Source organism: Mediterranea sp. ET5, assembly GCF_023337025.1.
Lineage (GTDB): Bacteria > Bacteroidota > Bacteroidia > Bacteroidales > Bacteroidaceae > Phocaeicola_A.
In genome coordinates this window covers 1-25811 of sequence record NZ_JAMBLN010000011.1, presented here as the reverse complement: position 1 = coordinate 25811, position 25811 = coordinate 1, and the positions used below count along the sequence as shown (strand labels likewise).

15 protein-coding genes and 5 tRNA genes are annotated in these 25811 nt (G+C 53.4%); 6 read left to right on the top strand and 14 right to left on the bottom strand.

Annotated elements, in window-relative coordinates; all coding sequences use genetic code 11:
* Positions 1-74: 74 nt before the first annotated feature.
* The 5 genes from htpG to M3087_RS07995 all read left to right on the top strand — a co-directional run bounded on the left by htpG (position 75) and on the right by M3087_RS07995 (position 2673).
* Positions 75-2123: a molecular chaperone HtpG gene (gene htpG, locus M3087_RS08015; protein ID WP_249094896.1), complete on the top strand. Its 2049-nt coding sequence runs from the start codon at positions 75-77 to the stop codon at positions 2121-2123.
* A 207-nt stretch (positions 2124-2330) separates the two neighbouring features.
* Positions 2331-2404 (top strand) — tRNA-Arg (locus tag M3087_RS08010).
* Positions 2405-2423: 19 nt separating this feature from the next.
* Positions 2424-2497 (top strand) — tRNA-Arg (locus tag M3087_RS08005).
* A 14-nt stretch (positions 2498-2511) separates the two neighbouring features.
* A tRNA-Arg gene (locus M3087_RS08000) sits at positions 2512-2585 on the top strand.
* 14 nt (positions 2586-2599) lie between these two features.
* A tRNA-Arg gene (locus M3087_RS07995) sits at positions 2600-2673 on the top strand.
* Between the two features lie 174 nt (positions 2674-2847).
* Here M3087_RS07995 and M3087_RS07990 read toward each other — a convergent pair.
* Together M3087_RS07990 and ispE are read right to left on the bottom strand one after the other, a co-directional pair.
* A tRNA-Lys gene (locus M3087_RS07990) sits at positions 2848-2923 on the bottom strand.
* A 176-nt stretch (positions 2924-3099) separates the two neighbouring features.
* Entirely contained in the window at positions 3100-3924 is an 825-nt protein-coding gene (ispE, locus tag M3087_RS07985; RefSeq protein WP_249094894.1) for a 4-(cytidine 5'-diphospho)-2-C-methyl-D-erythritol kinase, read from the bottom strand.
* 169 nt (positions 3925-4093) lie between these two features.
* Between ispE and dnaB the strand changes: the two genes are divergently transcribed.
* On the top strand, positions 4094-5635 hold the full coding sequence (gene dnaB / locus M3087_RS07980; RefSeq protein WP_022384712.1) for a replicative DNA helicase: 1542 nt from the start codon (positions 4094-4096) through the stop codon (positions 5633-5635).
* Between the two features lie 112 nt (positions 5636-5747).
* Here the strand turns inward: dnaB and M3087_RS07975 are convergent, their stop codons facing one another.
* From M3087_RS07975 to M3087_RS07920, 12 genes are all read right to left on the bottom strand, one after another.
* Positions 5748-6335 carry a superoxide dismutase gene (locus tag M3087_RS07975; protein WP_249094892.1) on the bottom strand — a complete coding sequence of 196 codons (588 nt, stop codon included), beginning with the start codon at positions 6333-6335 and terminating at the stop codon, positions 5748-5750.
* 69 nt (positions 6336-6404) lie between these two features.
* Positions 6405-6902 carry a hypothetical protein gene (locus M3087_RS07970; RefSeq protein WP_249094890.1) on the bottom strand — a complete coding sequence of 166 codons (498 nt, stop codon included), beginning with the start codon at positions 6900-6902 and terminating at the stop codon, positions 6405-6407.
* A 65-nt stretch (positions 6903-6967) separates the two neighbouring features.
* On the bottom strand, positions 6968-7327 hold the full coding sequence (locus tag M3087_RS07965; protein ID WP_249094886.1) for a hypothetical protein: 360 nt from the start codon (positions 7325-7327) through the stop codon (positions 6968-6970).
* Positions 7311-7856: an RNA polymerase sigma factor gene (locus M3087_RS07960; protein WP_022384716.1), complete on the bottom strand. Its 546-nt coding sequence runs from the start codon at positions 7854-7856 to the stop codon at positions 7311-7313. The genes M3087_RS07965 and M3087_RS07960 overlap by 17 nt, the downstream gene beginning before the upstream one ends.
* Before the next feature lie 442 nt (positions 7857-8298).
* The gene (locus M3087_RS07955; protein WP_249094885.1) at positions 8299-9978 is read right to left on the bottom strand and encodes a RagB/SusD family nutrient uptake outer membrane protein; all 1680 of its coding nucleotides are present in this window, start codon (positions 9976-9978) and stop codon (positions 8299-8301) included.
* Positions 9979-9984: 6 nt separating this feature from the next.
* Positions 9985-13128, bottom strand: coding sequence for a SusC/RagA family TonB-linked outer membrane protein (locus M3087_RS07950; RefSeq protein WP_249094882.1), 3144 nt, complete (start codon positions 13126-13128; stop codon positions 9985-9987).
* 20 nt (positions 13129-13148) lie between these two features.
* Positions 13149-14843 carry a lipoprotein gene (locus tag M3087_RS07945; protein WP_022384719.1) on the bottom strand — a complete coding sequence of 565 codons (1695 nt, stop codon included), beginning with the start codon at positions 14841-14843 and terminating at the stop codon, positions 13149-13151.
* Between the two features lie 5 nt (positions 14844-14848).
* Positions 14849-16621 carry a DUF5108 domain-containing protein gene (locus M3087_RS07940; protein ID WP_249094880.1) on the bottom strand — a complete coding sequence of 591 codons (1773 nt, stop codon included), beginning with the start codon at positions 16619-16621 and terminating at the stop codon, positions 14849-14851.
* A 24-nt stretch (positions 16622-16645) separates the two neighbouring features.
* Entirely contained in the window at positions 16646-18169 is a 1524-nt protein-coding gene (locus M3087_RS07935; protein WP_249094878.1) for a RagB/SusD family nutrient uptake outer membrane protein, read from the bottom strand.
* Between the two features lie 13 nt (positions 18170-18182).
* Complete coding sequence (locus tag M3087_RS07930; RefSeq protein WP_249094876.1) at positions 18183-21449, bottom strand: SusC/RagA family TonB-linked outer membrane protein; 3267 nt, start codon at positions 21447-21449, stop codon at positions 18183-18185.
* A 19-nt stretch (positions 21450-21468) separates the two neighbouring features.
* The gene (locus M3087_RS07925) at positions 21469-23730 is read right to left on the bottom strand and encodes a fasciclin domain-containing protein (RefSeq protein WP_249094875.1); all 2262 of its coding nucleotides are present in this window, start codon (positions 23728-23730) and stop codon (positions 21469-21471) included.
* Positions 23731-23776: 46 nt separating this feature from the next.
* Positions 23777-25387: a polysaccharide lyase family 1 protein gene (locus tag M3087_RS07920; RefSeq protein ID WP_249094873.1), complete on the bottom strand. Its 1611-nt coding sequence runs from the start codon at positions 25385-25387 to the stop codon at positions 23777-23779.
* Between the last annotated feature and the right edge of the window lie 424 nt (positions 25388-25811).

The window sequence follows — 25811 nt, the reverse complement described above, 5'->3', positions numbered from 1 at the left end:
CTGGCATTTATTTTGTGTTGTCATAAATGCTGAAAAGCTAAAGAAACGGATATACATAAAATAAATAAAGACCTATGCAAAAAGGAAATATTGGGGTTACGACAGAAAATATCTTCCCCATCATCAAAAAGTTCTTATACAGTGATCATGAAATCTTTCTCCGCGAGCTGGTTTCTAATGCAGTTGATGCCACTCAAAAGCTGAAAACACTGGCTGCAAAAGGAGAATTCAAAGGTGAAATGGGTGACTTGACCATCCACGTTTCCCTCAATAAAGACAGTATCACTATCTCTGACCGTGGACTTGGACTGACTGCGGAAGAGATTGAGAAATATATCAATCAAATTGCTTTCTCAGGTGCTAATGACTTTTTGGCAAAGTACAAAGATGACGCAAATGCCATTATCGGACATTTCGGTCTTGGCTTCTATTCTGCCTTCATGGTAGCTAAAAAAGTTGAACTTATCACCCGTTCTTACCGCGAAGATGCCCAACCGATGAAATGGACCTGTGACGGTAGTCCTGAATTTACATTGGAAGAGGTAGAGAAAGCAGATCGTGGTACGGATATCATTCTCTACATTGATGAAGACTGCAAGGAGTTTCTGGAGGAAGAACGCTTGTCCTCCTTATTAAAGAAATACTGCCACTTCTTGCCTATTCCTGTAGCCTTCGGCAAAAAGAAAGAGTGGAAAGATGGGAAACAAGTGGATACCGAGGAAGACAACATCATCAATAACACGACTCCTTTATGGACACGTAAACCTGCCGAATTGAAAGATGAAGACTATAAGAACTTCTATCGTGAATTGTATCCAATGGCTGACGAACCATTGTTCTGGATTCATCTGAACGTAGACTATCCGTTCAACCTGACAGGAATACTCTATTTTCCACGTATCAAGAGTAACATCGACTTGCAGAAAAACAAAATCCAACTTTACTGCAACCAAGTATATGTAACTGATTCAGTAGAAGGTATTGTTCCTGATTTCTTAACCCTGCTCCATGGAGTTATAGATTCCCCGGACATACCTTTGAATGTTTCACGCTCCTACTTGCAGAGTGACTCCAATGTGAAGAAGATTTCGACCTACATCTCAAAGAAGGTATCTGATCGTTTGCAGGCTATCTTTAAGAGCGACCGCAAAGATTTCGAAGCGAAGTGGGATGACTTGAAAATCTTCATCCATTACGGCATGCTTACAGAAGAAGACTTCTACGACCGTGCTAATAAATTCACACTGCTCAAAGATACAGATGCACACTACTACACTTTCGAAGAATATCAGAATCTTATCAAAGGAGAACAGACCGATAAAGAAGGGAACATCATATACTTGTATGCCAATAACCTCGAAGAGCAATATAGCTATATAGAAGCAGCCAAGAACAAAGGTTACAATGTGCTCCTAATGGATGGTCAACTCGATGTTGCCCTTATCAGCATGCTGGAACGTAAGCTGGAAAAGAGTCGCTTCACCCGCGTGGATAGTGATACAATTGACCGTTTGATAGTGAAAGAGGATGCACATGCATCTGAACTTGCATCTGAAAAGCAGGAAATTCTTGTCAGTGTATTCCGAAGCCAACTTCCAAAAGTGGAGAAGGCAGAATTCAATGTTGAAGCACAGGCATTGGGCGATAATGTAGCCCCGATTCTGATTACGCAGAGTGAATATATGCGCCGTATGAAAGAAATGTCACGTATCCAACCGGGTATGAGCTTCTACGGCGAAATGTCTGACATGTTTAACATCGTCCTCAATACCGACAACAAACTGGTCAAAGATGTACTCAACCATTCAGAGACGGCTTGCGCCGCTGATTTGACTCCATTGAATCTGACTTTAGCCGATTTAAATAAACGGCATAACGAACTTCATCAGGCGCAAGAAGGCAAGAAACCGGAAGACATAACAACGGCAGACAAGGATGAACTGGAGCGCGTAGAAAAACAAATCACTGAAGAAAAGGCCAAGAAAGAAACGATTTTGAGTAATTATGCCGGAACCAACAAAGTTATACGACAACTCATCGACTTGGCTTTATTGCAAAATAATATGCTAAAAGGTGAAGCCTTAAATAATTTCATCAAACGCAGTATTGAACTCATCGGATAATCTCTTCTGAAGAGTCAACAAACAGAGAAGAGGGCAGTCAATCTTTATGCACATATCGATTGATTGCCCTTTCTATTTTTTACCGATAAATTTTCTTTTGAATATCAGTCCTGTCCGGAATTTTGTTAGCAATAGTGGTGAAAAAGTCGTCTTAATGTTTGGTAGTTGTATCAAAAGTACGTACCTTTGCAACCGTTAAAGAAAAAGGGTCGCGTAGCTCAACTGAATAGAGTAGCTGACTACGGATCAGCCGGTTACAGGTTTGAATCCTGTCGCGATCACTTCATTGATTAGGAGTATGGCTCCGTAGCTCAACTGAATAGAGCATCTGACTACGGATCAGAAGGTTACAGGTTTGAATCCTGTCGGAGTCACTCAATATAATCAAGGCTCCCTAGCTCAACTGAATAGAGCATCTGACTACGGATCAGAAGGTTATAGGTTTGAATCCTATGGGAGTCACAAGTTTTGGTTATGGCTCCGTAGCTCAACTGAATAGAGCATCTGACTACGGATCAGAAGGTTACAGGTTTGAATCCTGTCGGAGTCACTTACAACATTCCACTGAATTGGAATAATGTCCGTTACATGCCAGCAAAAGAATTGATTTCTTTTTGTTGGCATCTTTTTTTATAATCATACAACCACCTACCAAAAGATTCAAACAAAAAAAATCCTGAAAGTCTATCAACCCTCAGGATTCTTAGAGAACAGTTTCTCACTGTGGTACACCCTCAGGGACTCGAACCCTGGACCCATTGATTAAGAGTCAATTGCTCTACCAACTGAGCTAAGAGTGCATTTCTCATTTGCGTTTGCAAAGGTAAGGCTTTTTTCGAAAGTGCCAAAACATGCGATGACTTTTTTATTGTCAATTTTACATTGATACGCTATCGGACAGGAATAAGGCACTCATTCTTAATGGATACCGAAAAAGCAGATGATTTTCTCTTTCGGCATCCATTTCTACGACATCTTATTCCAATTCACGGATACGGCAGAAGCATTCTCCAAAATGTTCATCCACATAAGGTACGGACTCCTTGAAAATACCGAAAACAGTAGAACCGGAACCTGACATGGAAGCATAGACAGCACCCATATCATACAGCTTATCCTTGATGGCAGCAATTTCCGGATGAGCAAGAAAGACGCTATGTTCGAAGTCATTCACGATACGCTCCTTCCATTGTTCAATCGGCAGACGGATAAGTTCAGGAAGTGATGCGACCGGGCGACGGGGCGTTACATGACTATAGGCTTCAGCTGTCGAGACGGAGATGTCCGGCTTAACCAGGACAATATACATGCCCTTCAAGGATAATTCAATAGGAGTAAATACATTCCCGATACCGGTAGCGAACACGGGGCGGTCTTTGATAAAGAAAGCACAATCCGCTCCTAGACGGGCTGCATAAGCTTCCATTTGTTCTACACTCATCCCCAAGGAAAATTTCTCATTGAGCAGTTTGATCATGAAGGCTGCATCGGATGAACCTCCACCCAAACCGGCTCCCATCGGGATGTGCTTGTACATATATATATGTATAGGCGGAATATCATAGTCGGACTTCAGCAAACGGTAGGCTTTCACCACAAGGTTGTCCTCGGGAGAGCCTTCAATAGGTGTTCCACTGATTTTCAAGTCATATTCTTGTTCCGAACCATTGAGAGGAACGACCTCAAGTGCGTCTTCCAGGTGAATGGGATAGAAGATGGTCTCAATGTTATGATAGCCATCAGGGCGTTTTTCAACAATGTTCAATCCCAGATTTATTTTGGCATTTGGAAAGGTTATCATAGTGTTTTGATGGTTTTATTGTCGGGACAAATATAAACGAAACTTTTTAATTTGACAGGTTGACACCCAAAAGAATCATTCGTTTGTTCAAAAAAAGCATCGTTCCAAGCTCGCTCCTCCTCCTTAGTTTTGCTTATCTTTGCGTTGCTAAAAACAGAAGAAAACAACTATGCCGGAACCTAAACGAAATAATACACGAACACGACAGTCAAAAGCCAAAGTCCCGGAAATGAACGAGTATGGTCATCTCCAGCCTCAAGCTCCGGAACTGGAAGAGGCTGTGTTGGGTGCCCTCATGATTGAACGAGATGCCTATTCCCTGGTGAGCGAAATCTTACGTCCCGAGTCGTTCTATGACCAACGGCACCAGCTCATCTACAAGGCCATCAGTACACTTGCCATCCAGCAACAGCCGGTTGATATTCTGACAGTGACCGAACAACTGAAGAAGACCGGGGAGCTGGATGATGTAGGAGGTCCCTTCTATATCACGCAGCTGAGTGGTAAGGTTGCCTCCTCGGCGCACATTGAATATCATGCCCGCATCATTGCACAGAAATTCCTGGCTCGTGAGCTGATTACATTTACCAGCAATATACAGACGAAAGCGTTTGATGCCACCCAGGATGTGGACGACCTCATGCAGGAAGCTGAAGGGAAACTCTTTGAGATCTCCCAACAGAACATGAAAAAGGATTATACGCAAATCAATCCTGTCATCAAGGAGGCGTACGACATGCTGCAAAAGGCGGCCGCACGTACGGACGGTCTGAGTGGATTACCCAGCGGCTTCCATCAGCTCGACAAGATGACCTCGGGCTGGCAGAACTCCGACCTGGTGATTATCGCGGCACGTCCTGCCATGGGTAAGACTGCCTTCGTGCTCTCCATGGCAAAGAACATTGCCGTCAACCAAAAGACACCGGTAGCCTTGTTCTCGCTTGAAATGAGCAATGTCCAGCTGGTGAACCGTCTGATTGTGAATGTATGTGAGATTCCCGGTGAGAAAATCCGAAGCGGACAGCTGGCACCTTATGAGTGGGGACAACTGGACTATAAGATAAAGGACCTCTATGATGCCCCCTTGTACGTCGATGATACACCGTCTCTCTCTGTCTTTGAGTTGCGGACGAAGGCGCGTCGGTTGGTCCGCGAACACGATGTGAAGCTTATCATCATCGACTATTTGCAGCTGATGAATGCCAGTGGCATGTCGTTTGGCAGCCGTCAGGAAGAGGTCAGCACCATCTCACGTTCGCTGAAGGGACTAGCCAAAGAGCTGAACATCCCCATCATTGCCTTGAGTCAGTTGAACCGTGGTGTGGAGAGTCGTGAGGGAATCGACGGAAAACGACCGCAACTGAGTGACTTGCGTGAATCGGGAGCCATCGAGCAGGATGCGGATATGGTATGCTTCATCCACCGCCCGGAATATTACAAGATTTATCAGGATGAAAAAGGCAACGACCTACATGGCATGGCCGAAATCATCATTGCCAAGCACCGTAATGGTGCGGTCGGGGATGTCCTGTTACGCTTCAAATCAGAGTTTGCCCGCTTCCAGAATCCGGACGATGACATGATTGTTCCGCTGGAAGGGGAAGTACTGCGAGGCTCGGGGATGAATGACCCCGGTATGCCCCCTCCGCCTCCTGCGGAACCGCCACAGGACGACCCGTTTGGAACACCTCCTCCCGGTATGCCATTCTAGAATGAACACACAAAGGCACGCTCCTCTCCTTTCAGGAACGTGCCTTTTCTAATTGATACGGTGCTACCCGGACGACACCGATGCGATAGTCAGTTGACAACGAACAGGGGAACTAGGCTTCCAGTCGTGAGCCAACCACCTCCCAGTCGATAATGTCCCAAAGTTTCTTTACATGTTCGGCACGGCGATTCCGATAATCCACGTAGTAGGCATGTTCCCAGACATCGATGCACAACAACGGCTTGCAGCCCTGACGCCACGGATTGCCGGCATTCCCTTCCTTCGTAATCTTCAGATGACCTTCCGGGTCCAGGGAAAGCCATGCCCAACCCGAACCGAAGAGTGTCACAGCGGCATCCTCAAACTGTTGCTTGAAGGCGTCCAAGCTGCCGAAATCACGTGCAATCAGCTCGGCGAGTTTCCCTTGCGGCGCCTTTCCCTGACCGGGAACCGTGAATTGCAGGAAGTAAAGCGTGTGATTGAGCACCTGTCCGGCATTGTTGAAAATGCCTCCATCAGGAGCTGTTGCCACGATGTCCTCAACCTCTTTTTCTTCATAAGCCGTTCCCTTGGTCAGATTTGCCAAGTTGGTCACATAGGTTTGCAGATGCTTGCCGAAGTGATAGTCTATCGTCTCGGCACTGATTACTGGCTCCAACCCGTTTGACGGATAAGGGAGCTTAGGCATTTCATTCTTCATAACAGGATGTTTTTTTAAATGTTAGTACGGCCCTGCTCTTCCACATGGGAACAACAGGACCGTACAAAGTTACTTCTTTTGCATCTCTTTACCAAAGGGCATGCCCGGCATCGGGTGCGGCTTCATCCCCTGGCGTCGGTTGATTTCCTTGCCCATGCGACGCATGTTGAACCGTTCCAGGCGGTAAACCTCACGGATTTGCTTCATCGTCAGGATTTTCTTGAACTCCTTGTAGTACTTCTCCTTGACGTCTATCACCTTACGTCCCTGTGTGAACTGACGCTCAATCTCTTGGGCAATCTCTTCATCGGTCATCTCGTTGCTCTTCTTTTTCAACCGAGGCAGACGGCATTCCCGCATCTCCTTCTGATAGGCCTGATAGACGGGGGTAAACTTTGCTGCCGTCGCATCGTCGAGCATCAGGGCATCGAGCACCTGCTTCAGTTGCATGGCTGCGAAATCTGGACGTTTGCGTTCCGTCCGTGCGTCATTCTTCGTCTCCTGTGCCGAGAGACTGCCTGCCAACAGTACGAATGCTGTCAGCCACATTACCATTTTCTGTTTCATAATCCATTCATTTTTAGTAGACAATATTGTTGACAGGATGAGTGAGGAAGTCCTCCTCCCCCAACCTACTCCTCGTAAAGCGTCAGTGTGACATCGGCGGCATAGTAGTCGTATTGCTCGGCCAGCTCTTCATCGGAGAGGTGGTCCAGGTAGGCATCCAGCTGCTCTGCCAACGTCACCATCCGGTCCGCATAGTCGCCGGATGGCACGGACGGTATCACTTCGGGAGTCCCGGTCCAGAACACGATGCCTGCCACCAGGGCTGCCACGGCTGTCATGCCGACAGACAGACGCCACATCCGGCGACGGCGACGTTCCACTGCTACCTTCCGCATCACCTGTTCCGGGAAACGGGCGAAGAAGCCTTCCGGAACGTGATAGGGCATCTGCTTGCCGAAATCGTTTAAGTCAAATTCTTTCATCATAGTACTTCTGTATGTATTTCTTTATATTCTCTTTGGCATAGAAGAAATTGGTCTTCAATGTCTCCACCTGTGTTTCCAGGATTTCGGAAATGTCCGCATAATCCAGTTCGTCGTAATAACGCAGGTTGAACACCAGTCGTTGTCGTTCCGGCAACTGCCGGATGGCCTTCTGCAGGATGACCAGGCGTTCGGCAGACTCGGCATCCGCCTCGTTGTCCTGCCACTCCACCTCCGGGACCCGTTCCAGGTCGTCCAGGGGAAGAAGGGTGTGCTTGTTCTTCTCCAGGAAGCGGAGAGCTTCATTGGTGGCTATCTTGTACAGCCAGGTCGACAGCTTGCTGCTCCCCTTGAAGGAGCCCCAATGCTTGTAGGCGCGCAGGAAAGTCTCCTGCAGCACATCCTCGGCATCGTCATGACCGGGCAACATGCGGCGGACATGCCAATACAGGGGTTCCTGGTAACGCTCAATCAAACATCTGAAACCTTTTTCCTTGTCCTTATCAGCAATCTGCAATATCTCTTCATCCATGTTTCATCTGATGGTTTACTCTGTAGACCCGAAGCCTGAGAGGAAGTTCAAGTCCGGGTTTCTCTTTAACCTTTATTTGTTCTGTCTGGGTTTATGCACACAAAGATACGGCATACTTCCGGCATGAGCCAACGGCATCGGTCGTACCCTGCGGCCTTGCGCCCTCCCTGTGTACGGCATAGACGACATTAAACCCGGGGATAGACGGAGCAAAGTATAATACTTAGGCTGCCTAAGTATAATACTTAGGGGGTCTAAGTATAATACTTTGGTCTGTACAAGCCGTACTTTAATGCAGTCTGAGCCGGGGATGGATGCCGTCTATGTGGCGGATAGATAAAGCAAGCCCCGGAAGACTCAATCGGCCTTCCGGGGCTGCCCGACGGGAATGCCGGAAACGACATTCCGCTTATTCACCCTTAACCTTTATCTGTTATTTGAATCACTTTTTATCGGTATCCAAATCCCATTTGATGAAGTAGTCACCGTTCATGATTTTGGCGCGGATTTCGGCGGCATTGCCGGTCTCCTCGTATTTCTCACCGATGCACTGTGCCATGAAGCTCGGGTCGTTGTAGCGTTTCGCCATGCGAATCATTGCCGGGTAGACCTTGCCTTCGCAGGACATCTCCATCATCATCTCCTTCAGGATTTCCTCGTCGTTGGCGCGCTTGTCGCCGGTGAACGAACGGGCACCGATTTGCTTCTCGTTGCATCCGCGGATGCCCAGGTCGACACTGTTCACGCTGCGGGTGGTGATTTCCAGCGAACCGCCGCGCAGGTAGTTGGTCTTATTGGACGTCCAGTTGGGCAGGAAGCCGTTCCAGGTGCCGGAGTAGACACCGTCGGCATCAGCTTCGAACTCATCCTTATAATACTCCAGACCGTTGTTTATCAACGCATCCACCACCTCGGTCTTGCCCAGCTGGTTGAATGCCTCGGCGAGCATGAAGTAGAGGTCCGCACCCCGGTAGGTGTACACGCGGACGTCGTCTTCATAGGCCGGTTTGGAAGAACCCACCGCACGGAACTTGCTGATAATCCAGTTGCCGTTCTGCTCGGCGAAGGTGTCTCCAGCACGCCAGTCTTCCTCCTGTGTTCCCAGCGGGGTAAAGGTGTCATCGCTGAACCGTGCCATGCCGGCTTCGCTCGGTGCCAGCCAGTATTTGTTGGGGCTGTCCGAGTCAAAGTGCTTCAGCAGGCTGTTCGTCTGACGGTTGTTGCTGTCATAGGAGATGGCGGACACGACCTCGTAGTTGTAGTAGGTGTTGTCCGTCCAGTAATCGCGGTACTTGCCCAGGAGCCAGCGTCCGCGCAGGTACTGTGCATTGCTGGTCGTCGTGTAGGCAATCTCGTTCATGTGCTCCAGGATGACGTCGATGCACCGCTGGTATTTGCCGAGCCACAGGCAGATTTCTCCATAGACGGCATAGTAAGGCGGCGTGATGTTGTCCCAGTCGCGGTAGGGGCTGTCCGTGGTTCCTGCCGTACTGGGGTCCAGCCATTCCTGCCAGGAGATGTCATACGTCCCGTCTACACCGTCATAGCCGATGTCGAGCAGGTTCTTGCAGGCTGCCATCGCGTCGTCGAGGTTCAAGGTCTTGAACTGTGACAGGTCCCGCAGCGAGGTCATGGGTTTGTCCACCCAGACCACTTCGCCGTAGGTCTTGGCGATGGTCATGAACGCCCATGCCTTGATGCGGAGTGCACTGCTGACGAGAGACTTGTAGTAGCTGTCGTTCAACGTGTGCGAGTCCTTGTATGCCTTCAGCTTGCGCAGGTAATCGTTGCAGGCGTTGACCAGCTCGTAGTAGCCGGCAGGGTCGGCATACGAGTTGCCGGTGAGGTCGTCCTCGTAGTTGTAGAGGCTGTAAAGCTCGCTCGGCGCAAAGGCGGTCGGCTTCACCATCTCGCCCCGCAGCTCGTTCAGGTAAATCACTTTGTCTCCGATGGCCTGCATCTTGGTCATCAGACCGATGTATCCGGAATAGACTTCATTCTCTTCCGTGATGTAGTTTTCGTCGTCCAGCACATTCTTGGTGTCGACCTCGAAGAAGTCGGAACATCCGCCCAGCATGGCTGCACCACAAAGCAACATTGTGCTCAATAGTATCTTTTTCATTTCGCGTCAGAATTTCAAGTTAATACCCAGTTTGACAGATTTCGGCTGCATCACCTTCGCCATGTCGAATCCCTGTGTGGCGCTGCTGAAAGCGGAGTAGGCGAACTCAGGGTCCATGCCGAGGTATTCGGTCAGTGTCCAGAGGTTCTCACCCGTCACATAGACCGTTCCCGAACGGAAGAAGTTCCAGATGGGCTTGTCAAAGCTGTAGCTCACGGTGATGTTCTTCATGCGGAGGTAAGAGGCATCTTCAATCCAGCGTGAAGAGAAGCTGCTGTTGCCCATGGGGTCGCCGTAGGTAGCACGGGGGATTTCCGTCTCCTGTCCTTCCAGGTTCCAGCGGTTTGCCACGGCTGCGCTCTGGTTGCCGAAGCCCGACACGGACTCCAGCTGACGGCGTACGGCGTTGTATGCCTGGTTGCCCTTCGAGTAGGAGAACTCGGCAGAAATGCCGAAGCCCTTGTAGCGGATGTGGGTATAGAAGCCGCCGAAGTAATCGGGAGTGGCGCTGCCCAGTGACACGTAGTCATGGGAGTTGATGATGCCGTCCCCGTTCTGGTCGACGAAGCGGACGTCTCCTGCCTGGTATGCCTGGCGGTTGCTGTTCAGCAGACCTGCCTGCTCAGCCTCAGCCTGGGTGGAGTAGACTCCGTCTGCCTGCAAGCCGTAGAACTCATACGGATGGCCGCCTACCCGGCTGACCACCTGCGAGCCGTCGCTGAAGGAGGTCACCATCTGCTCGTTGTCGCCCAGCGACTTGACCTTGCTGTCGGTGAAGGCGATGTTTCCGCCGACAATCCACTCGAAGTCGCGCAGACGGACGAGCGATGCCTGCATGGAGAGTTCCACTCCCTTGTTGTCAATCCGTCCGCAGTTGGCATAGTAGGGCAAAGTGCCGTAAACCGACGATTTGGACACCGGCATGATGACGTCTTCGGTGTTACCGATGTAGTAGTCCACACCCAGCTCGATGCGGTTGCGCAGGAAGGCAGCGTCGAGACTCAGGTTCATCTGGCGTGTCTTCTCCGGACGCAGATGGGTATTGGGAATCTGGTTGCGGATGATGCCCGACACATCCATGTAGGGCGAGCTGCTGTAGTAGGACTTGCCGTAATTCGACGAGAAGCGGCTGTTTCCCGTCAGGCTGTATTCAGCACGCAGGTCCAGGCGACTGAGCCAGTCCTTGTCCTGCAATGCCGGCATGTTCTTCACCATCCAGGTGACACCTCCTGCCGGATAGACACGGAAGCGGTTGGTGTACTTGCCGGTAGCCGAAGAGCCATCGACCGACATGCTGAACGAACCGGTCAGGATGTTGTTCCAGGTGTAGTCGGCGTGGGCATAGAAGTTCATCCAGTTCCACTTCTCGAGGTAACCCTGGATGTAGCGTCCGATGCTTTCGGTGGCGTCCATCACCTGATAGAAGTCGTTCGCCGTGTTCCGACCGAAGCCGCCATCGTACTCGTGTTGGGTGAGCAGTGCCTGGAATCCTGCCATGGCATTCACGGCATGGCGTCCGCCGAACACCTTCTTGTAGCGGGCATTCAGGTTGTAGAAGTAGTTCGTGGTCTCTCCCACTCCGTCGCGCACGGTGTTGGTCTCCTCTCCGTAGATGTCGGTCACGGGGATGATGGCCTGCTCGTCCTTGCCGGGGATGAACATGTGCTCCTTGTTGTAGTTGTAATACAAGCCGAAGACTCCGTTCACCGTCACTTCCTGTATCGGGCGGTAGTTGAAGCCCACCTTGATGTTCACGTCATACTGACGGCTGTTCGCATCCAGCGTGTTGACCAGCGCCAGCGGGTTGCTCACGGCGAAGTCCATGTTCTCGCAGATGCCGTAATAGTAGTTGGAGTAGATGGGCGTCACGCTACCGTCGTCGTTCTTCTTATAGGGAGAGAGGAAAGGCGAACGGGCGTATGCGGCAAGAATCGGGTTCGTGCGGTCGCTCATGCCCTGCTCCTGGTAGTCGCCGTCCAGATAGGCAAGACCGACGGTCGTATAGATTTCGAAGTTGCTGCTCACCGCCACGTTACCGTTCAGCTGGGTGTGGAAGCGGTTCTGGTTCGTCCCCTTGAGGATGCCTTCCTGCATGGAGTAACCCAGCGAGAGGTCATACTTGGCGATAGCGTCGCCTCCCTCCACACGGAACAGGTTGTCGGTCGTGAATCCGTTCTGATAAATCTCGTCCTGCCAGTCGGTATTGTTGTTGTACAGGTAGCCGTATTTGCTGTTGGCATCCTTCATGAAGGGGAAGTTCGTGAAGAACTCATCCATCGTGTCATAGTAACCGATACCGATGTCGGTCAGGTAGGACTTGTAGTCGATGCCATTGAGCAGCGACATGCGCTTGTCGTTCCAGTTCACGCCGAATTGTCCGTAGTAACTGATTTGCGTGTTCAGGTTGTCCGACTTCGCACCGTCGGTCTCAATCAGGATGACACCGTTGGCACCCATCGAACCGTACATGGCTGCCTCGGCACCCTTCAGCACCGTGATGTTCTGGATGTCGTCGATGTTGTATGCCTGGAAGATGTCACGGCTCAGTCCGTTGATGAGCTGCGAGTCGTGGTTGTCAGGGATGTAAGGCACCCCGTTGATGACCACCAGCGGTGCATTGTTGCCGATGAAGGAGCGCACACCACGGAGGTTCATGTAGCTTCCCTCTCCCGGCATGCCGCTTCCGGCTGTCATCTGCAGGCCGGCAACCTGTCCCGACAAGGCGCGGTCAATCTTCGAACGTCCCAGCACGAAGTCCTTCTTGGTGATGTTCTCAGCCGACGTGCTCTCCACATTGTCCTCGATGCGGAAAGGCAGCACTTTGGCCTCGTTGTACTTGAACTCGCCCGTCGGAATCATCACGATGCGCACCTTCTCACGGTTGTTCAGCTGCTGGTTGATTCCATAGTATCCCGACGCCCAGATGGTCAGTGTGGCTTGCGCCGGGTTCTTGCATTCAATCTGGAAGTATCCGTCTTTATCGGTCGTCACATCCGTCCCGTCGGTCACTGACACCACGGCTCCCTCGATCGGTTTGTTCTGGGTAGACAAGACCCGTCCGCTGATCTTGTTGGAAGCGCTTTGGGCATACACACCCGCAGCAGGCATCGTGAACAGGAAAGAGAATAGTAAAAGATTTATCTTTTTCATGATTCGTTAGTTTCTTAGAATTAATAACAGTTCTTTGTCGGTTTCAGACACCAGTGGTGCAACCAGAGGTTGGTGACACTGCTGCCCTCGCCCGAGAAGCGCAGCTCGATGGGCTTGGCTTCCGTTCCAGTGATGGTGATGGTGCCCACCTTCGTTCCGTCACGGTCATACTTGCTGGCATTCTTGTTACCGTCGCTCGTAGCCTTCTTCGAATCGAAGCCTTCGGGATATCCCTGTCCGGCACGGTCGTAGTGATAGCTACTACCTGCCAGCGTGCTGGCAGCGATGGTCTGTATCTTCTCGCCGTTGACATAGACGGTGATGGAACCCAGCTGCTGGCTCTTCGCCTGCTCGAAACCGAGGCAGAGGTCATACTCGCCCGGCGGGATGTTGTAGGGGGCTGTCACGTGTCCGGAAGGTGACGAGGGGTCTTCCTCATACTTGAACGGTGTGAACTTCAAATCATAGGTCTTGTTGTCCGGGTCGGTCAGTGTGAAGGACAGGACATAGTAGTAGTCGCGCAGGGGGAATCCTCCCTGAGGCCATCCCAGACCGGTCATCAGGCCCGACTGACGAATCTTCTCAAAGCTCAGGTTCTCCGTCACGAAGTATTCCTGCTTCTCGGAGTCGGTCAGCTTCTCGTAGTAATTGTAGTAGTCCTTCAAGCGGAAGATAAGCACGTTGGTCGGGATGTGGATTTTCTTCACATAGTAAGCCGTACCGTTACTCATGGAGACAGGGTTGTCGAGATCCACTTCCTGCACCGTCGTACGCCACTGGGTGCTGAAGACCGAGCTGAGGTCCTCGTTCTCCTCAAAGTCTGCCTTGGTGTAGACCTGGTTGTAGAACATCGACTGGAGAATCCAGTTCTGCAGCACGGTATCCTCGCGCTCCAGCTCCCACTCCGCCAACTTCTGGTGAGCCACTTCCATGGCTTCGTTGATGACCTCGTTGGAGGGGATGAGCATGGTGGCGGTCACGTTCTCCGACATGAGGTTGAAGCCCTTGTTCTCAAAGTAGGGAGCCTTGACCACGAAGACGGAGTCATAGATGTTGTTACCCGTATTGTCCACACCGATGATGGTCGAGTTGAACTCATCGAACACCCGTTCGTTGCGCTTCAGGACCATCTCGCGGAAGATGGAGTAGTCATCGCCCAGGTTCTCGATCATCTCATACATGCTGCGCGGTGCTTCCACATACTGGTCGATGCAGTAGATGTAGCCGTTGTTGGTCTTCACCGTCTTGGTCACCGTGGCATTGTTGAACTTGATGACGGTTTCTCCCTGTTCGTTCTCCGTCTTGGAGATGTTCAGGTACTTGCCGTTCCACATCAGGATGCGTTGTCCGTCCTTGATGTTGGACGGGGAGACAGAAACGTCGGACACGTGTGACTGTGCCTTGTACAGTTCGTCGCCGTCCACTTCGCCGTCGGCACGCGAGCCACCCTCCACGGCAAGCACCGTGTAGAGTTGCTGACGCTGCTCCATCTGGTCCACGATGCCGGTTTCCTCCAGCAGCTGGTACATGCCTGACAAGGATGGCTCCTGGGAGAGGTATGAGGTGAGCGGCTCGTCGACAATCATCACGTCGGTGTTGTTCACCGTACTTTCACCCGGGGTATAGTGCTCGTCCCAGGTATCCGAACAACCGGTACCTGTCAGACCGATACCGGCAGCACACAATGCGCTTAACAGATAATATTTTGCTTTCATAGGGTTTATTCTTCTACAGTGTTTGTGATGGGTTCAAACAGGATATAGTCAATCATGAAACGGTAGTTGGAGTTCGTGCTCGCTGCCGGGTCCTTCATGACAAGCTTGAACGTATGGGTAGAGGTCGAGGTGAACTCGATCTCGTCGTATACGACATAGCTAAAGAGATAGGAACCGCCCTTATGCACATCCGGGCTGGTGTACGGATAGGCGGAAGTGACGTTCTGGTCGTCGATGGAGAATTCCATCTGTCCGCCGTTGCTGCCATTGGTAGCGTTGGCGATGAAGTCCATCGACTTCGCATTGCCGAACTGGATGCTCACCTTGTACTTGCCTTTCACAATGACCGGCGTCGTGAAGGAGATCCAGCCGTTCGTGCCGAGGTTGAGCATCAGCATGTCATGGTTCTGGGCATTCTTCCAGTCGTTGTTCGACTTCGAGGTGAAGTAGATGACGAACCACGACGGCTTGCTCGAACCGGGACGCCAGGGGCTCGGGTTGTTCAGGGAGAAGTCATAGAGTCCCAAGGTGCTGACGTCGGCATTGCCTTCGGTCGTCTCATGGGTGGTCTGGAATTTCATCTCTTCGAAGTCGCCGTTGCCAGCCTCGATCCAGTTCTTGATTTCTTCGTAGTTCGTCACATCGAAGAGGACCGTCTCGGGTTGCGCTTCAGCCACCGGCATGTAACCGTTGACCTGATGCACATAGCCGTTCTTTGCCTGGATGTCGGAACCGTCTTCCAGGAACTGGCAGCGGCTGTTCTCGTCGGCATAGTTCAGATAGAACGCATCGTCAACCAGCGATACCTTGATGAGGGCTTCCGTGTTGAGCGTCTCCCAGTTCTTGGAGGTCGCGTCGTCCGTGTCGAAAGCCTGCATCTTGCCCAGGTTGTAGGCACCCGACAGGATGTGGTAAGCGACATACTGGTAAAGTGCATTGGAAGGGCTGGTGTAATCGTTGCCCGCCTCCAACTTGGCAACCAGGTCCTGCAGGCTGTTGATGCCCTCCTGACGGTAGACATCATCGCTGACAGCAATGACCGTATAATTGCGTTTCAACGTGATGGGCATGCCGTTCGAATCGACCGTATCCTGATAGATGGTGTGGATGCGCTTGTCCAGTCCCGTCGCTTCGACAGCCTCACGGAACAGCTGGAACGGACGCTCGGGCTCACACAGACGCTCGTACACGCTCTGGGTCAACGGAGTCATGACGTCCTCCAGGATGTAGACAAAACCATTCGAAACGCGGTTTGCCAGCTCGATGACGTGAGCCTCGTTGTTCAGATAGAGCGATTGCAGACCGCCGCCGGCAGTCTCGTCGCCATAGGTCAGTGTCAGTTCGTCCTCGGAGATGGTCTTGAAAGGCAGCACACCGTCCGACTCGATGAACTTCTGCTGGTCGAGCGTATCGGCAAGAACATGGAACTTCACCAGGTCGCGGGCATACTCCTGACCCAGTTCCTGGATGGAGCTGACGCCCTGCTTCTGATAGAAACGCTGCACGGCATCGTTCGTCGGAACGAAGACCGTGAAATACTGGGTTGCCTGATTCACCGCGTTGTACAGGTCGGCATATTTCATGATGGCGACCCACTCGGAACAATCCTCGCGGGAAGACAGGTAGGTGGATGCCGGCTGCATGTCATACACCGTGAACGTATCGCCTTCATACGGGTCGTCACAGGCGGTCACCGTGCAGATGAGGGCCATCAGGACCAGGACTGCCTTGCCGCACACCCGTTGAAGCATGTTTGTGATTGTGTATTTCGATTTCATAATTACTAGCAATTAAAGAAAGGTTTATTGTACGACGTCATAATAAGGATTCTGCACCAGCAGCTTGTTGGTCTGGATGTCCCATTCGGGAATCGGCAGGAACCAGGCATCATCGTTGCTCAGGGTCGACGACAACCACTTCCGGTTGGCGGTCGTGTTGTTGGTCATCACCAGGTCGATGAACTGGCTCTTGTACTTGAAGTTCTGCTGACGGCCCAGGCGGAGCAGGTCATACCAGCGTTTGCCTTCGGCTGCAAATTCCAGGTCACGCTCTTCCAGGAGGGCGTTGAGCAGGTCCAGTTCGCTAGTCTCTGCCGCATCAATGCCCAGGGGAGTGGTCATGCCGGCACGGGTACGTGTCTGCCCGATGAGGTCGAGCGCCTCCTGCCAGTTGGCAGTTCCTCCCTTGCGAATCAACGCCTCCGCCTTCATCAGCATGACATCCGCCATGCGGTAGACGATGAAGTTGGCATCCTGGTTGTCACCTTCACGCTTCAGCTCCCACTCGTCGCCCATACCGTTGTACTTCCAGATGACCGGGCTGGTCACTTCGGTCGTCGCCGTTTTGTCGTAGCCGAAAGTACCGTAGATACCGCGTACACTGGCACGGGTCTCGGGGTCTTGCAGACGCTCGGTCATCGTCTCCGAGAAGTAGAGCTTCACGGGAGCTGCGTTCCAGTACGTCAGGTCGGTCGGACCACCGCTGGTCTGGTCGAGGTCGCCGTCAAACTGAATCTCGAAGATGGACTCGTTGCTGTTGCCGGGATAGAACATGGTGAACCACTGTGCGCTCGACGACATGAATACCGGACGGATGCTCGCCGTCGCATTGATGAGGTTGTCGGCATACGTGATGCAGCCGTCATAGTCCTCGCTCCACAGGCAGACGTCCGCCATCAGCGCATAGAGCGCCCATTTCGTGGCACGTCCCTTGTTCTCCCATGCCTCGGTGTAGGTCTCCTTTGCCGCATTCGTTGCCAGGGCATCGGTGATGTCCTTCTTGATTTGGGCAATCACTTCGCTCTCCGACGATTTTGCCACGTCGGTCGGCATCTGGTCGTCGATATACGGTTCGGTAATCAAGGGGACGTCGCGGAAGTTGCGCACGAGGTAGAAGTAAGACAGGGCACGCAGGAAGTAGGCTTCCGTCTGGTTGGACTTCATCTGCTCCTCCTTGTAACTCTCGTCCTCGCCCATCACGCCGGGTGCATAGTGGAGCACGGCATTGGCAAGACCGATGACATTGTAGAAGTTAGCCCACTTCACACACTTGTTGTTGGGGAGTATCTGGAAATCCTGAATCTTCGCCGGGTCGGTCTCGGACGTATTCACCGAGCCGCCGCGCAACTCACCCCAGTAGAGCATGTCCTTGACGCTGCCCCGCAACAGGTGGTACGACTGTCCCAGGACCGCCTCGACGTCTTCTCTGGACTTCCAGAACATGTCCGACGTCTGTTTGTCTTTCGGCAGGATGTCCAGGTAGTCGCTACAACCGCTCATGGTCAACATGCTGCCGAACAATGCTATTGCTGCAAATATTTTCTTCATATCAATATTCCGTTTAGAAGTTTAAGTTTACACCGCAAGTGAACTGGATGGATGCAGGCGTCATCGCCGTATCCTTGGTCAGGGTTGACGAGGGTTTCACTTCCGGATCTTGTCCTGTGTACTTCGTCCACGTGAAGAGGTTGTAACCCGTCACATAGACATCGACCGTATTCATCCGCAAACGTTGCGACAGGGCTTTCGGGAAACGGTAAGTCAGTGAAAGCGACTTCAGACGCAGGTAGGAAGCGTCTTCCACGAAACGGTCGGAGCCCAGGTAGTTGTAACCCTGGTTGTAGAGTGCACGGGGGATGTCGGTCTGGTCGCCTTCGTTACGCCAGCGACGCAACACGGCGGTACTCTGGTTGTCGGCGTTGTACATCGCCTCGTTGTCCATACGTGCCTGGTTGACCACGTTCATGCCGTAACGTCCATAGAAGTTGGCTGTCAGCTTCAGGGATTTCCAGGACACCGTCAGGCCGGCACCGCCGAAGAAGCGGGGTTGCGCACTACCCAGGTAAACGATGTCGTACTGGTTGATGACACCGTCGTGGTTGATGTCCTCGTAGATGGCATCACCCGGGGCAACGACTGCCGTACCGTTCCGCATCACGATGGGCTGGCCCTCGATGTCCTTCATGACGTTGCCTTCCGCATCGCGGGCATAGGTTGCCTCCTTGTTCTGGTAGACACCCAGGTAACGGTAGCCGTAGAAGGAGCCCTGCGGACGGCCGACCTCGTTGCGGATGGCGTAGTTGCCGTTGTCGAACGTATATTCTTCGTCGGTCTTGTTGATGGGGAGTTCGGTAATCTTGTTCACGTTGCGGCTGATGTTGAAATAGCCGGACACGCGCCAATCCTTGTTCTCGTACGCCGTGAAGTCGGTGCGGAACTCCCAACCCTTGTTGGTCATCTCACCGGAGTTGTAATACTTCAGCTTGTATTCACCGTAACCGGTTGTCGTCGGTACCTTCACATCCTTCTGCAACAGATCGCGGGTGTAGCGCTGGTACACATCGAACGTGAAACGGAGTCTGTTATGCAGCACCGAGATGTCCAGACCGGTGTTGTACTCAGTCGTTGTCTCCCATTTCAGGCGGTTGAGCTGCATGGTCGTCGGCTTGATGCCGCTCATGTCCATGTAGTTGTCGCCGGCTTCGAACGCACCGATGTAGACACCCGTACCGCTTGCCGAACGTCCGCTCTGACCGACGCTGAAACGGAGCTTCAGCTCATTCAGCCAGTCGATGTCGCGCATGAACGGCTCCTCGGCAATGTGCCAGGCGAAACCACCGGCAGGGAAGGTTCCCCAACGCTCGGACTTACCCATCGAGGAGTTACCCTCCATGTTGACCGTGGCGTTGAACACATAGCGGTTCAGCAAGGTGTAGTTGAACGCCAGGATACCCGAGAGGGTGCGCTCTTCGGTGTCGCTGGAGGTCAGCTTCTGCACCGTGCTGCCCATGATGGGGTCGGACAGGTCGGACGAGGCGTTACCATAGGTCATGCTGTTGTAGGCTGCCTTCCGGCTGTCCGTCGTACGGAAGATGGCGTTGGCAATAATCTTGTGCTTGTCGGTCCAGTTCTTGATGAACATCAGCTGGTTCTCCGAGTTGATGGAGAGCAGGTCGGACGACGCATCCGTACTCAGGTTCGAGTAGCTGTCGGTCCAGGCAAGGCCCGTGGCGGTCTGCGGGAGGAACTTGCGATCCTTCTGGTTGCGGATGTTGAGGCTGATGTATGCCTTGTAGGTCAACTCCGGCAGAATCTTGTACTCCACGTTGAAGTTCATCTTGCTCTCGCGTTGCAGCGTGTTGTACTCGCCGTCGTTGGCAAGGGCAATCGGGTTGTAGTTCCGCGCATCATCGGTCTTATCCAACTTCGCGGGAGCCGCATCGATGACGGTACTCTCGGTGTTGTAGCGGGAGAAGTACTGGTCGGTGCGCAAGCCCGTCTCGGGGTCTATATAATAAGGTGACTTGTTCGGCATCTTGCGGAACGCCTCCTTACGGATGTTGAAGTAGTTGTTGTCGCGGTCGGACTGCGTATAGGAGAAGTAGGCATTGAACTTCAACCGGTCGGAGAAGCGATAGGTGATGTCCAGCGAAGAGTTCAGACGGTTGAAGCCCGTACCGATGGTCGTACCGCCTTCGTCGAGGTAGCCCAGGGCGAAACGGTAGGTCGCACGCTCACCACCACCGCTCATCGAGAAGTTGTTCTCCCACGTGTAGGTGTTGCGCTTCACTTCGTCGAGCCAGTTGGTGTTCTGGTGGTACTCGTTGTAGTATTCGAAGTTCGGGTCTTCGCCGATTTCCGGGGTATTGTTCAGCAGGTCGAGGTACGTCGTATTGAAGCCGCTGTAGTTCGCACTGTTCCAGATAGCCTCCTGCAACAGGGCGGTGTACTGGTCGCCGTTCAGCATGGGGATGCTCTCCGGCTCGAACTTGGCGGAATACTTGGTCGAGAAGGAGAAGCGTGTCTTGCCGACCGTACCTTTCTTGGTCGTAATCATCAGGACACCGTTCGCGCCCTTCGTTCCCCAGATTGCCGTGGCGGCAGCATCCTTCAACACCTCGACGGAGGCAATGTCCTGCGGGGAGATGTTGAGCAGGGCGCCCAGGTCGTCGTTGTCGAGGTTGGAGAAGTCGGTGTCATCGCTGATGTCCGACGGATAAGGGATGCCGTCGATGACAATCAACGGGTCCGAGTTGGCATTCAGCGTGCTGGTACCACGAATCTGGATGCTGGCACGTGCACCAGGGTCGCCGCCGCCGAGGACGATGTCCACACCGCCCAACTGGCCCTGCAACGCATCTTCCAGCGAAGTGACCGGCGCAACAGCCACCAGCTCTTCGAGGTTCACCTTCTGCGTGGCGGATACCTGTTCGTGCGAGCTGATACCCATCGAGTTCCGGTCGAGACGGTTTGCCGTGATGACCACCTCGCTGACTTCCTGCGTGGCATCGTCGAGCTTGACATCCAGACGGTTCTGTCCGGTATACTTGATGCGCACCGTCTTCTTGCCGATGTAGGAGATTTCGATGGTCAGGTTCTTTTCGTCGGGGACACTGATGTTGAAGTTACCGTTCAGGTCGGTGATGGCTCCCACCAACGAACGGTTTTGAGAATTGACAATGTTGATGTTCACGCCCACCATGACTTCCGTTTTCCCATTAAAGATTTCCGTCACCTTTCCCGACAGATTCTTTACCTGGGCATCCGCGTCGGTAGCAGCAGCTCCGACAAGAAGGGCGCTCACCAGTAAATATTTCGTTAGTTTCATAAAGCTGTTTTCCGTTAAATCATAAAACATCATCGATCAGATGGAAGCAACAATTCTCGAAGGCGAAGGGGAACTGGTCGTAGGTGTCCACCACATGGCAGGTGTTGGACGAGCCTTCCAGCCGTACACTCAGGCGGCTGCCGTCGTCGGTGTAGACCAGCCCTTTTGCTTCCGCCAGATGCGGACGGTACGTGCCGCTCTTCATGTTCGAACCGACATAGGGATAGCTCGTGATGCCGTTGTCGCCCATGATGATGAAATAGGAATACATGTAGTTGCGCAACGCCGTCTGGTCGATGGTTCCGCTGAGGTTGCCGTCGGCGTCGAACGCACCGTCGGTGATGCCCGGGATGCGGTTCTCGGCGATGGCCTTCTCGATGGCCTCATTCGTCGGGATGAACGCGATGAAACGTCCGTAAGCCGAGGGCAACAGCATCTCGCCGCTCACCAGGCCCGCACGTTTCAGCAACTGTGCGAAGTGGTGGTAGACGTAGTTCTTGTCGGCACAAATCGCAATGTCGCGGCGGATGTCGGTGCTCTCGGTGGTGAAGATGCCGGCATAGTCGAAGCTGTAGACCGTTCCGTTGCTGGCGGACGTCGTCTTGTGGAATGCCGAGAAGGGCGAGCCGCCGGTGTTCTGCGGGTTCAGCTGACGGTTGAACAGCGCGTTGCAGGTGATTTTGCCATCCTTCACGAACCAGTAGTTCCAGCTCTCGCTCAACGGATAGACCTTCTTGCCGGTGGCGGGCAGTTCGCTCGACTCACCCGTGGCAAGGCTGGCGGAGTGCATGTACATGATGCTCTGCTTCTGTGCCGAGTTCAGCGCCACACGTCCGTCGTCGCCCTCCTGCTCGAGGTCCTGCGTGCTCTGCACGGTGTAGATGCCCGCTGCCGAGAACTGGTCGACCGTGGGGACGAGCACGACATAGTTTGCCACGTCGGACACGTAGTTGCTGTACAGGCCCGAACCGTTCAGGGCATAGAGATAGGACAGCGAGTTCTTGTTCTGGAATATCGAACCGACCACCGAGCTGAAGGCTGACGGGGTCTCGATGTGGTCGAGCCCGTAGAGGGCGCCGTTGACACACATGATGCGGCGGTCCTTTGCCACGTCGTCGGGGTTGATGTTGAGTTCGGTGCCCGCGCCGGAGACGGGGACGTCGTCGGTGTTCTTCAAGTCGGACGGGAAGAGCATCGAGCCGCTGTAGATGTAGTTGTAGAGGAACATCTGCAACGCCACCTTGTCGACGTCAGCCAGTGACTCATAACCGCCCTTCTTCCAGAAACGCTCGAAGAAGTCTTCGATTGCCTCGTTCGTCGGGGCGAAGATGGTGTAGGAGATGGAGCACAACGACGAGAACGCATACTCCGAGTCCGTCGGCCATTCCATCGCAATGCTGGGCACGCCGGTGTGCGTGTGCTGGAAAAGCTCCTCCACGCCATACGCCGACGCGTACTTCGTCGTCAGGTCGTTGTTCACCACGTAGGAGCCGTAGGAATCATACAGCTCGAGGTAGGTCGAGAAGTCGGGGTTGTTCTTCAGCTCGGTGTAGAGCGTCTCCAGCGGTTCGAGCACGCGGTCGAGCGTGTAGATGTAACCGTTGTTGGCAATGATGCCATACTCCTTCACCGACGCGTTCGACACATTGAAGCCCGTGTCGCCCGTCCACGTGGAGTTGGGGTAGAAATACTCGTAGTTTGACTTCGCGTCAATCTTCCGTGTGGCGAAGAACTGGCTGGAGAAGACCGGAAGGAAACGTTCGCGGTGATACACCAGCACGTCCTCGCCCGTCGACGGGTTGTACTCCAGCGTCGGCTCGTCCTGGCTCCGTGTGCGGTGCTTGTAGTAGAGGCCCGCATCCAGCTGCGGAGTGCCGTCGTCCGCCACACCGCTGCCCTCCGGACGGAAGTTCTCCAGCATGTCCTTGGTGTAGGAATAGTTCACCAGGTGGAAGCCGATGAGCTTCTTGACTTCCTCCACAGGCATGTCCTTGATGGAGGCATACCCCTTCTCTTCCAGATACGCACGGAAGGCTTCGTCGTCGGGCGCCATGACGGTCATCACACTGCGCCCCTTCAGCATGTTCGTGTAGCCTGCAATGTCGCACCCTTCGAGGAAGATGGAGAAATTGCCGTGCTCTCCCGAGGAGAGTACTTCCCACTCACTGCCTGCCACCCATCCGGGAATCTCGTAATGCTCGTCCATCTTGTCTTCACAGCCTGCGAGCAGGAACGGGAAGCACAAGGCGTAGAGCGCCTTTCTTAATGTAGCTTTTTTCATTGGGATTGATATTAATTGGTTGTTCAAGTAGTTTTCCAGTCATTGTTCAGCGGACGTACTTGTCCGGGTATTCGAGCGAGAAGCAGTAGTTCTCGATGTTCGTGAAGCCGTTCGACGCCACCTTCACGGCATCGGAGGCATCCTGCTTGTTGAGCCCCCACTTGTCCTCCCACTCGTCGGGCATGCCGTCGCCGTCGGTGTCCTTCACGTTGTTCGCCGTGTCCAGCTGTTGCCACGTGTCGGCGATGGGATACTGCGTGGTGTTCCGTGTGTCGCGCAGGATGGTGCCCTTCGTGCCCAGCGACGTCAGCTCGTCAATCATGAACGCGTCCACCCGGTCGCGGCGCGGCAGCGATGCACCCACATGCTGCACCACCCACTCGTAGGCGTCGGCGGCGCTCATTGCCTCCAGCTTCGGGTGGAGCGAGGAGGGCGCGCTGAGGAAGGTCGGACGGAAGCTGTGGAACGTGTCCCAGTTGGCGTCGGTGATTTCCACGCCGTCGAGCACCCCGTTCGTGTTGCTGTCGTAGTAATTGCCCCGGCAGTAGGTGTCAAAACCGTCGTTGCCGCGTGAGAAGGGTTTCGACGGTTTCTCCTTCCTGAGGACCATGTAGTAGCGGCCGTCGCTGCCCGAGGGGATGCACTGGCTCTCGTCGCCGATGATGTCCGGGTCGACCTCGGCAGCCGCCGTGTTGCGCCACACGTTGCACGGGCCGGTGATGAAGTAGTTGTTCTCGATGACCGTCGACGAGTGTCCCTGGGAGTCGCCGCCCATGATGTACGCGCCCCCGCTGCCCCAGTTGTAGACCACGTTGTTGACATACTGGTTGAGCCCCTTCACCTTGAAGTTGCGCGTGCCGTTGTCGATGAGCAGGTTGCGGTAGATGGTGATGCCCTCGTTGTCGTTGGTCTGGATGAGGCCGCCCGCCGAGTGGTTCATGCAGCCCTGCCCGACGATGGAGTTCTGCAGGGTGATGTTCTGCGGACGGGTTCCCTTGTTGTCGGCGTTGATGGAGAAGCACTCATCGCATCCCCAGGTGAACGAGCAGTGGTCGAAGACCTGGTTCTTGCCCGACGACAGTCCGCCGGCATCGCCCGAGTCGCTTCCGCTGTACTGGCGTCCCATGCGGATGCGCATGTAGCGGACGATGAGTTCCTGGGCACCCGACGAGCTGACCCGCCCGTTGTACAGCTCGATGCCGTCGCCCGGCGCGGTCTCGAAGAGCACCGTCTGGTTGTTCTTGAAGACGTACGTCTCCTTCTTCATGTCGATGACTCCCGCCACGCCGAACACGATGATGCGGTCAGGCTGGCTGATGGCTTCCTTGAACGAGCCGGGTCCGCTGCTGTTGAGGTTCGTCACCCGGTAGAGCGTCGGCTTGCGCGCGGCACGTGCGCCCTTCGTCAGCCGTCCGTGTCCCACACAGCCGGGGAAGGCGTAGGTCGTCTCGATGCCGTAGCCCAGGTCGGGGAACGGTCCGTCGGGTGTTTCCTCGGACGGGAGCTCGTCGTCGTCCTCCACAAAAGTAATCGGTGGGTTGATGGCAGGGTCGATGTCATCTTCGTCAATCGGTTCCGTCTCCGCACAAGCCAGAAACGGCAACACGCCCAGTGCGAGGACCAGGCTCATCCTGCATCCACGTAGTGAGAGATCCATTCTCGTTCCTTTCATTCCTTTAGTCTTTTTTTTCATCATAAGTCTGTTCTTCGATGGTTAGAGTACATGATGTAAGCATCCTTTAAGCTTAAAATAGTGGGCAAAGGTGAAAAGAACAAAACAAACACAACTATTAAATTTGATTTTTGAACTTTGAAAAATGATTTTTTTGCGAAAAAAATGCAGTTTTTCCCGCTACCGCCCCCTTCGGAGTGTCCTCTTCGGGGTGTTGCCGCCGCACTCCGACCAGCGGAAGGCAGGGACGCCGGCCCTCCGCCTCCTGCGGATGTTCCATTGATAGAATCCATTTTTTTTTACCAGACTTTTTCGCCGCTGTCCGTTGATTCCCCCCGGTTGTCCAGCAGACGGACGCGCCGCCTGTCGCCCACCCGGGAAGCCTGCGTCCGTTGTCCCCTATATATAA